Origin of the sequence: Marinicauda salina (assembly GCF_003122085.1) — a bacterium.
Lineage (GTDB): Bacteria > Pseudomonadota > Alphaproteobacteria > Caulobacterales > Maricaulaceae > Maricicauda_A > Maricicauda_A salina.
Map to the genome: position 1 here is coordinate 767364 of NZ_QEXV01000003.1, position 8634 is coordinate 775997.

The following is an 8634-nucleotide window of genomic DNA, read 5'->3' on the forward strand; positions in this document are numbered from 1 at the left end:
TAGCCCCGCGCGCGCCCGCGATCAAGCCGCGACCGCCGCCCGCCTAGTCTTGCGCGGCCAGCGCCTCGCCGTCCGGACCGATCGCGCGGTCGATCGCATCGAGCACGATGCGCTCGGTCAGGAGCGGCGGCAGAACCTCGGCCGCCCCGCCGCCTTCCGGGTAGACGAGGTAGAGCGGCACGCCGGCCTGGCCGTGGCGTTCGAGCGCGGCGGCGATCTCGGGATCGCGATTGGTGAAGTCCGCGCGCAGCAGCACAAAATCGTGGCGCGCGAAGGCCTCGCGGACGTCGGCGTCGGCGAGTGCGCCCAGCTTGTTGGCCTGGCAGCTCACGCACCACGCCGCGGTGAAATCGACGAAGACCGGCCGGCCCTCTTCGCGCAGCGCCGCGACCCGCTCCGGGCTCCAGTCCTCGTACGCGCCGCCCGCCCCTGAGGTCTCGACCAGCTCCAATCGACCGGTCACGACCAGCGCGCCCGCCGCCAGCGCGACGCCGACCAGGCTCGCGGCGCGGCCCGCGCCGCCGCCGACGCGGCCGGCCCAGATCGCGAAGCCGGCGGCGAGGAACGCCAGCAACAGCCAGGCGACTCCGCCTGCGCCGGTCTGGACGCCGAGCACCCAGGCCAGCCAGATCGCCGTGGCGAACATCGGAAACGCCAGCAACTGCTTGAAGCGCTCCATCCACGCGCCCGGCCGCGGCAGGAAGCCCAGCAGAGCCGGAAAGAAGCTCACGACGACAAAGGGCAACGCCAGCCCGACGCCGAGGAAGGCGAAGATCGTCAGCGACGCCGCGGGCGGCTGACTGAAGGCGAAGGCGAGCGCGACCGTCATGAAGGGCGCCAGACACGGCGCGGCGACGAACACCGCCAGCACGCCGGTCAGGAAGGCGCCCGAGCGACCCCGCGTCGGCGCGGCGCCGCCGACGCCCTGAAGCGAGGTCCCGATCTGGAACGCGCCCAGGAAGTTCAGCCCGACGAGGAACATCAGGAGCGCCAGCCCGGCGACGACGACCGGGGCCTGGAGCTGGAACCCCCAGGCGCCGGGCATGCCGAAGGATCTCAACGCCAGCAGCAGCGCGCCCAGCGCCACGAAGGTGATGAGCACGCCGGCGCCGAAGACGAGGCCGAGCTCGCGGGCGTGAGCGCGCTCCGAGCCCCGCTTGTTGACGATGTTGAGCGCCTTCATCGACAGCACCGGGAAGACGCACGGCATCAGGTTGAGGATCAGTCCGCCGAGCAGGGCGAACGCCGCGGCCTGGAGGAAGGACACGGTCGCCGTCTCCGATGCTCCGGGAGCGGCGTCGCCCGCGGGGCCCGAGGCGATCTCGGCGACCGCCGCGCCCGGCTCGGGCCGGACGGTGACGGCGCGCTCGCGCCAGCGCCCGCCCTCTCGGCGCTCGAAGACGACGACGCCGGCGCGCACCGCGTCGACCGCGCCCTCGATGCGCCACCCCGGAACGAGGTCGATGCGCGCTCCGCCGTCGGCGAGGCGGACGCGCTGCTCGGCGGCGTGTTCGATCACCCCGCCGTCATGGGGGAAGAATTGCAGATTGCGGACGCTTGCGTCCCCGCCGGCGAGCGGGTCGCCGCGCAGGGTGAGCGCCAGGGCGCCGTCCGCCGCGACGAGACCGGCCTCGATCGGTCCGGCCGCCTCGGGGGCGGCGTCGAACGCCGCTTCGATCAACCGCGCGCCGGCCGGGTCCGGCCGCGTCTCGCCCGTCGAGAGCGTGATCTGGAAATCACCCTCTTCGGGAATGCAGATCTCCTCGCACACCAGCCAGCGGGCGTGCGCGGCGATCGTCGTCTCGCCGGGCGGAAGATCGGCCGGCGCGGTGACCGGAACCGGCAGCGTGACCGCGTCGGCATAGCCGTAATTCGCCAGCGGGCCGATCGGGTACACCGCCGGCGTCGGCCACACGATCTCGCCGGCCGTCCAGCCCTCGGGCAGGTCGAACGCGATCTCCGTGGGTTCGCCGGAATCGCCGGGATTGCGCCAGTAGGTGTGCCAGCCCGGCTCGATCTCCTGGCGCAGCGCGATGTGGAAGGTCTCGCCGGCGCCGACGGACGTCCGGTCCGACACCAGGCGCGCGTCCACCATCGGCTCGGCCGAGCCGAACTGCGCATCCGCCGCGCCGCCGCCAAGCAGCGTCGCCAGGAGAACTAGGATTTGGAGAAGCCGGGCGGGCCAGCCTGTCATGAGCGTCGCACTCCGCAGATCACGTGATGCGGGATCATATAGGCGGCCTGCCCGACCGCGCGAGCCCGGTTACGACCCTGTGAGCGCAGAGTGATTGCGGGCGGGGTGCGTCCCCGCCCGCGCACGGATTCAGGCTTCCGGAGACGGCGGCGGCGGCGGCGCGCTGACGTCCGCGGCGCCGCCCGCTCCGGCTTCGCGGGCGATGGCGCGCTGGATCAGGTATTCCCACTGCCCCATCGAGATCATGTGGGCGTAGATCGCGCCGAGGATCGCGCTGTCGCGGAATTCGGAGAACGTGTCCGCCGGGAGATCCTTGAGCTTGTCGGCGGAGACACCCCAGTACTGCGCGATCGTCTGCGGCTCGCCCTGCGGCTGACCGGCGGCGTCGCGAGGCTGGTAGGTCGTCGTCTGCTCCTCGAACAGGTCCAGCTCCTGGAGGCGCTCGATGAACCGCTCAGTCGCCTTGACGTCGGCCTCGTAGCGCTGGACGAAATCGATCGCGCGCTGGGTCAGGTTCGACGGCTGGTCGTCATCGTTGAAGAAGGGCTCGTCGGGCTTGTCCGAGATCATCTCGGAGTCGGCGTCGATGCATACCGTGTAGCGCTCGCCGCCATCCATCACGGCCGAGACGAACGGATAGCGTCGCGCATAGGCCGGGATGTAGCTGAACTTCTCGAAGTCGCCGGTTTCCGGATCGACGAAGAGATTGGAGCCGGCGTTCAGTCCCATCGCGGCGACCGGCGTGCGGGTCTGGCCGAGGAAGATGATGGGAAAGCGCGACGCGGCGGCGGTGAACTCGCCCACCGTGATCGGCACGAAATGGCTCTCCTGAAGAAAGCCGAACTTGCGCTCGGGATACTTCAGACCCTTGCCCTTGTGCTGGGCGACGTTCAACGGCTCCGGGCGCTTGTAGAGCGGCAGCGTGCCCTTGATCTGTCCTTGGCTGGCGGCGGCGTCGGCCATTACGGCTCCCCCTTCGTGACATTCGCAGCTGGTGTTAGCGAAGACCGTCCCGATAGGCAACAAAGCCCGTCAGAACAGGCGTGAGCGAACGCCGAATGCAAGAGGCGCGCCCGCCGGGGGACGGGCGCGCCTCGTCGCATGGCCGGCGCCGCGGGGCTAGTAGCGCCAGCCGACGCCCACGCCGACGATCACCGGGTCGATGTCGACATCGGCCTCGACGATGCCGAGCCCGCCGGCGTCGATGGTCACGTCGGTGTTGATCCACACCTTCTTGACGTCGACGTTGAAGAACCAGCGTTCGTTGATCTTGTAGTCGAAGCCCGCTTGCAGCGCCGCGCCGACGCTGTCGTCATAGTCGATCGACGCCAGCGGCGAACCGCCGGGCAGGTCCTCGTTGAAGAAGGTCGTGTAGTTGATCCCGGCGCCGACATAGGGCTGGAACTGCGCGTCCGGCGCGAAGTGGTACTGAAGCGTCAGCGTCGGCGGCAGCAGCGTCGTCTCGCCGAGATCGACATCGCCCAGCGACGTGCCGACGGCGGTCACGTCGTGCGGCGTGACGCCGAGGATAAGCTCGGCGGCGATGTTGTCGGTCAGGAAGTAGCTGATGTCGAATTCCGGCACGACCGAGGCGTCGATGTCGACATCGCCGCCGATCGGCGTGATGTCCGCGCTTTCGTCGGGCTGGACGGTGATCGCGCGGACGCGGAAGCGCCATTCGCCCTGGTCGGCGAAGGCCGGGGCGCCGAGGCCGGCGAGCACGAGGGCCGAAGCGGCCGCCGAGAAGAAGACTTTCATTGTGGGTCCCCTATTTCCCTATTGAAGATAGGGCCTTCATGCGCCGGGTCGCCGCGCGCGGGTAGAGGGCAAGACGCCGCGCGGCGCCCGGTCGCGCGGCGCCGCGCCGCAGGCGCGCGCCGGGGTCGCGCCCGGCGGCGGATCGGATTACATGAGGGGTCATGAGCGAGACCATCGATACGCGTCAGGCCCTAACGGCCGCGGAACGGCAGTGCGCCCGGCGCGGCCTGTCGCTCACGCCGGTACGCCGGCGCGTGCTCGAGCTCCTGCTCGACGCCGGCGGGCCGGTGAAGGCCTACGACCTGCTCGCCGCGCTGAAGCCCGGCGGCGCGGCGCAACCGCCCACGGTCTATCGCGCGCTCGATTTCCTGACCTCGGCCGGGTTGGCCCACAAGGTCGAGGCGCTGAACGCCTATCTCGCCTGCGTCCATGGCGAGGACCGCGGCGACGCCGAGCTGTTCATCTGCGAGGCGTGCGGCAATGTCGAGGAGCGCCATGTCGACGCCGAACCCGCCGACTCGCCCGACGGGTTCCGGGTCGAGCGCTCCGTCGTCGAGCATTACGGCCGCTGCGCGAACTGCGCCGACGCCTGAGTCGCCCGAAGCGAAACGGTCTTAAAGATTTCCGCGAACCTGCTTAGCCTCGCCCCGGCGCGAGGGAGGCGGCGATGGAAACGCTCTGGCGGGGCAATGCGAACGCCTGGGAGTGCGACGAGCTCGGGCATCTCAATGTGCGCGCCTACGCGGCGAAGGCCTGGGAGGCCATCGGGACGCTGTCCGACCGCATCGGCATGCGCGGCGCCTTCGCGGCGAACGCGACGGCGACGCTGATCCCGCGCGAGCTGCATGTGCGCTTCCTCGCCGAGGCGCGTCCCGGGGCGCCGCTGGAGATCGCCGGCGGCGTCGCCGACTGGGACGACCGCACGCTCGAGGCGGTGCTGGTGATGCGCCAGCCGGACCGCGACCGGCCGACGGCGACCTTCCGCTTCCAGCTCGCCCACGCCGATCCGGTCTACCGCTCCGTGTTCGCCTGGCCCGATCGGGCCCGGACGGCGCTCGAGGCGCTGCGGATCCAGCCCCCGCCGGAAGCCGCGCCCCGCGGGCTGAAGCCCGCCGCGCCCGCCGAAGACGTTTCCCGCGCCCGCGCCGACGCGCTCGGCCTGGCCGAGGTCGGGATCGGACGCTTCGGTCCCGCCGACGTCGACATCTTCGGCCGCATGCGGCCCGACACGCCGATCGGCAAGGTCTCCGACGGCGTGGTCCATTTCGCCACCGGCTTCCCGGAGGAATGGACCGCCCATTCGAGCGACGAAGGGCTGCGCGTCGCCGGGGCGCTGCTCGAGGCCCGCGTCCTCTATCGCCGTTTCGCGACGGCGGGCGAGGGCTTCGTCATGCGCTCGGGCCTGACGGCGGCGAGCGAGAAGGTGCGCTCGCTGGTCCACTGGGTGCTCGATCCCGCGACCGGCGAGCCCTGGTGGACCATGGAGGGCGTCGCCTGCCTGATGGATCTCGACGAACGCAGGCTGCGCCCGGCCGATCCCGACACCCTGAAAGCGCTGAAGGCCGCCTGCATCGAGGGACTCGCCGTCTAGCGGCTCTCCGACACGCGCTCCAGGCCGGCGCGCGCCTCCAGCGCCTGGGCGTCGGTCCGCGCCACGTTCGCCGCGGCCTCGTAGAGCGCCGCGGCGCTCTCGAGATCGCCGGAGGCCTCGCGGATGCGGGCGAGCTCCATGGCCGGCGCGAACCGGCCCGGCTCGAAGGCGAGCACGCGTTCGTAGATCGCCGCCGCCTCGCCGCGCCGTCCGGCGTCGAGCAGGCAGCCGGCGTGGGCGGTCAACGCGTCGAGATCCCAGGCGTCGGCCGCGACGGCCGCGCCGGTCTCCGCGCAGGGGCCGGCGTCTTCGGAGGACGCGATCTCGGTCGACGCCGATCCCGCGGTCGCGCCAGCGTCGTCGACCTCCCCGGCCGCGGTCTCCGGGGCGCTCGCAGAAGGGCTCTCGGACCCGGCCGGCGCCGACTCCGCCGTCGCGCCGCCGGACTCCGCCCCATCGAAATCGAGCGGCGCGCCGGGTCCGCGCAGGCGCACGAGCACGCCGCCCTGGCGCATCTCGGCGGCCGCATAGGTCCAGCTGCCGGGAAAGCTCACCGCCAGCCCCGCGCCGCGCGGCTCGGTGCGGATCACCCCGACCGGGCCCGGCCGGGCGGACTCGATCCGCCGGGCGCGGCCCTCGACTCCCGACACGACCACGGTCACGCCGTCGGGCGCCATGCGCGCATCGACCCCGGCGGGCTGGACGTCGAAGGCGAGCCACAGCCGGTGCTCCTCGTCGCCCGGCAGCATGCGGACATCGACGAGCTCGGCGGAGGCGGGCGCGCCGGCGAGGGCCAGCCACGCCGCGGCGAGGAGGAGGCGCGACATGGAACCGATCCTATGGCGTGAATCGCGTGGACGCACGAGGCTTCTCCCGAGGGGCCGCAGCAGGCTAGCTTGAACGCATGGTCGGTGATTCCGCGCGCCTCTTCTACGAGTTCTTCGCCGGCGGCGGGATGGCCCGGCTCGGCCTCGGCGAGGGCTGGCGCTGCGGCTTCGCCAACGACATCGACCCCGCCAAGGCCGCCGCCTACCGGGCCAATTTCGGCGATGATCATTTCCACGAAGGCGATGTCCGCGCGATCCGCCCCGACGCCCTGCCCGGCCGGGCCGATCTCGCCTGGGCGAGCTTTCCCTGCCAGGACCTGTCGCTGGCCGGCCGGCGGGGCGGCATGCATGCGGAGCGCTCGTCGAGCTTCTTCGCCTTCTGGTTCCTGATGGAGGCGCTGCGGCGGGAGGGCCGCGCGCCGCGCCTGATCGTGCTCGAAAACGTCCCCGGCCTTCTGACCTCGGCCGGCGGGGCGGACTTCTCCGCGCTGTGCGAGACGCTGGCCGGGGGCGGATACCGCTTCGGCGCGCTCGAGATCGACGCGGCGCACTTCCTGCCGCAGTCGCGGCCGCGCCTGTTCCTCGTCGCCGCCGCCGACGAAGTCGACCCCGGCCCGCTTGGCGCGCCCGCGCCCGAAGACGGCCCGTTCCACAGCCCCGGCGTGCGCGCGGCTCACGCTCGCCTGCCCGCCAGCCTGGCGGCGCGCTGGGTGTGGTGGCGCCTGCCCGCGCCGCCGAAGCGCAACACGGCGCTGGTCGACCTGCTCGAGCCCAAAGCCGACGCGCCCTGGCGGCCGCGCGCCGAGACGACGCGGCTACTCTCGCTGATGGGCCCGGCCAACCGCGCCAAGGTGACCGCCGCGCGGACCGCCGGCGGCCCCGTGATCGGCGCGGCCTTCCGGCGCACGCGCATCGAGAACGGCGAGCGCGTCCAGCGCGCCGAAATCCGCTTCGACGGGCTGGCGGGCTGTTTGCGCACGCCCGGCGGCGGCTCCTCGCGCCAGTTCGTCGTCGAGGTCGCCGGACGCGCGACGCGATCGCGCCCGCTCACCCCGCGCGAGACCGCCCGGCTGATGGGCCTGCCCGACGAATACCGCCTGCCCGAGCGGGCCACCGCCGCGCTCCACGTCACCGGCGACGGCGTCGCCGCGCCCGCCGTGGCCTGGCTGCGCGAACACGTCCTCGACCCGCTCCTCGCCCGCGCCGACGCCGCCCTCGGCGCCGCGGCGGAATGAGCCCGAAGCCCGCCACCGACGTCTTCACGCCCGCCGAGCGCTCGCGCGTCATGGCGCGGGTGCGGGGCAAGGACACCAAGCCGGAGATGAAAGTCCGCCGGCTCGCCCACGCGCTCGGCTATCGCTTCCGCCTGCACAGGAAGGACCTGCCCGGCGCGCCCGATCTCGTCTTTGCCGGCCGCAAGAAGGCGATCTTCGTTCATGGCTGCTTCTGGCACGGCCACGACTGCAGGCGCGGGGCGCGGACGCCGAAGCAGAACGCCGACTACTGGACGGCCAAGATCGCGCGCAATGTCGAACGCGACCGCAAGAACATCGCCGCATTGACCGATCTCGGCTGGGACGTCCTCGTGCTGTGGGAGTGCGAGATTAAGGACCCCGACGCGCTGGCGGACCGGTTGCGGGCGTTTCTGGACGACGCCGCCTGAAGCCCCGGCCGACCGAAGGGAGCGCCGGGGCCTCCGCGCGATTGTCCGCCGGGAGGTCCCGGATCGCGCCTGCGGCGCGTCCGGGATTTCACCCGGCCCTCTCTCTTCCCTCGATGGCTCGACGGTTCCGAAGGGTTCCTTCGTCATCCCCGAGGCCGAAGGCCGTCGGGGACCCAGAGAGGCCGAGAGCCCTTCGATCTCTGGGTTCCCGCTTGCGCGGGAATGACGATCGAGGAGGTTTGGGGGCTCGTCCAGCAGCCTTCCCGCCTCCCCCGCAAGCGGGGGAGGGAGAGAGATTGCGCGCGTCGTCGCATCCGTACAAACGCCCCTCCCTCCCCTTGATGGGGGTGAGCCACCCGAGAAAGCGCCAGTGGCGCTTTCGAAGCGGCGAACGCGAGCGCAGCGAGCGGGGTGGGGTGACGGCCGGAAGGCGCTCTACGTTCGCCCCCCCACCCGGCCCGGCCTGCGGCCGGGCCACCCTCCCCACGGAGGGGGAGGGAGGGGGCTCGCCGCCCACGCGCCGACCCCGGCGCCGGAGCTCGCTCCGCGCTCGCATGCAAGAAGGTGGAGGGTCGCGCGGGCGGTCCGGCGGGCCTCTCGG

8 protein-coding genes are annotated in these 8634 nt (G+C 72.4%); 4 read left to right on the top strand and 4 right to left on the bottom strand.

What is annotated here, in order from left to right:
* Positions 1 to 43: 43 nt before the first annotated feature.
* From DDZ18_RS09215 to DDZ18_RS09225, 3 genes are all read right to left on the bottom strand, one after another.
* Positions 44 to 2194 (bottom strand): protein-disulfide reductase DsbD family protein, encoded by a 2151-nt coding sequence (locus DDZ18_RS09215; RefSeq protein ID WP_109253049.1) that lies wholly within the window; start codon positions 2192 to 2194, stop codon positions 44 to 46.
* Between the two features lie 129 nt (positions 2195 to 2323).
* A complete protein-coding gene (locus tag DDZ18_RS09220) occupies positions 2324 to 3157 on the bottom strand; it encodes a SapC family protein (protein ID WP_109253050.1) in 834 nt (277 codons plus the stop codon).
* A gap of 156 nt (positions 3158 to 3313) precedes the next feature.
* Positions 3314 to 3952 carry an OmpW/AlkL family protein gene (locus DDZ18_RS09225; protein WP_109253051.1) on the bottom strand — a complete coding sequence of 213 codons (639 nt, stop codon included), beginning with the start codon at positions 3950 to 3952 and terminating at the stop codon, positions 3314 to 3316.
* 161 nt (positions 3953 to 4113) lie between these two features.
* Between DDZ18_RS09225 and DDZ18_RS09230 the strand changes: the two genes are divergently transcribed.
* On the top strand, positions 4114 to 4545 hold the full coding sequence (locus tag DDZ18_RS09230) for a transcriptional repressor (protein WP_109253052.1): 432 nt from the start codon (positions 4114 to 4116) through the stop codon (positions 4543 to 4545).
* Between the two features lie 74 nt (positions 4546 to 4619).
* Positions 4620 to 5543, top strand: coding sequence for a thioesterase family protein (locus tag DDZ18_RS09235; protein WP_109253053.1), 924 nt, complete (start codon positions 4620 to 4622; stop codon positions 5541 to 5543).
* Here the strand turns inward: DDZ18_RS09235 and DDZ18_RS09240 are convergent.
* Positions 5540 to 6370, bottom strand: coding sequence for a tetratricopeptide repeat protein (locus tag DDZ18_RS09240; RefSeq protein ID WP_109253054.1), 831 nt, complete (start codon positions 6368 to 6370; stop codon positions 5540 to 5542). The two genes, DDZ18_RS09235 and DDZ18_RS09240, sit on opposite strands and share 4 nt — an antisense overlap.
* Positions 6371 to 6447: 77 nt before the next feature.
* Here DDZ18_RS09240 and DDZ18_RS09245 point away from each other — a divergent pair, with 77 nt between their 5' ends.
* Together DDZ18_RS09245 and DDZ18_RS09250 are read left to right on the top strand one after the other, a co-directional pair.
* The gene (locus DDZ18_RS09245; RefSeq protein WP_109253055.1) at positions 6448 to 7605 is read left to right on the top strand and encodes a DNA cytosine methyltransferase; all 1158 of its coding nucleotides are present in this window, start codon (positions 6448 to 6450) and stop codon (positions 7603 to 7605) included.
* On the top strand, positions 7602 to 8033 hold the full coding sequence (locus DDZ18_RS09250) for a very short patch repair endonuclease (RefSeq protein ID WP_109253056.1): 432 nt from the start codon (positions 7602 to 7604) through the stop codon (positions 8031 to 8033). Before DDZ18_RS09245 ends, DDZ18_RS09250 begins: the two co-directional genes overlap by 4 nt.
* Positions 8034 to 8634 lie beyond the last annotated feature (601 nt).

Excerpts from the sequence above, each read along its gene's own strand:
- DDZ18_RS09230 (WP_109253052.1), top strand. The coding sequence starts at position 4,114 with ATGAGCGAGACCATCGATACGCGTCAGGCCCTAACGGCCGCGGAACGG.
- DDZ18_RS09250 (WP_109253056.1), top strand. The coding sequence starts at position 7,602 with ATGAGCCCGAAGCCCGCCACCGACGTCTTCACGCCCGCCGAGCGCTCG.
- DDZ18_RS09240 (WP_109253054.1), bottom strand. The coding sequence starts at position 6,370 with ATGTCGCGCCTCCTCCTCGCCGCGGCGTGGCTGGCCCTCGCCGGCGCG.
- DDZ18_RS09245 (WP_109253055.1), top strand. The coding sequence starts at position 6,448 with ATGGTCGGTGATTCCGCGCGCCTCTTCTACGAGTTCTTCGCCGGCGGC.
- DDZ18_RS09235 (WP_109253053.1), top strand. The coding sequence starts at position 4,620 with ATGGAAACGCTCTGGCGGGGCAATGCGAACGCCTGGGAGTGCGACGAG.
- DDZ18_RS09225 (WP_109253051.1), bottom strand. The coding sequence starts at position 3,952 with ATGAAAGTCTTCTTCTCGGCGGCCGCTTCGGCCCTCGTGCTCGCCGGC.
- DDZ18_RS09220 (WP_109253050.1), bottom strand. The coding sequence starts at position 3,157 with ATGGCCGACGCCGCCGCCAGCCAAGGACAGATCAAGGGCACGCTGCCG.
- DDZ18_RS09215 (WP_109253049.1), bottom strand. The coding sequence starts at position 2,194 with ATGACAGGCTGGCCCGCCCGGCTTCTCCAAATCCTAGTTCTCCTGGCG.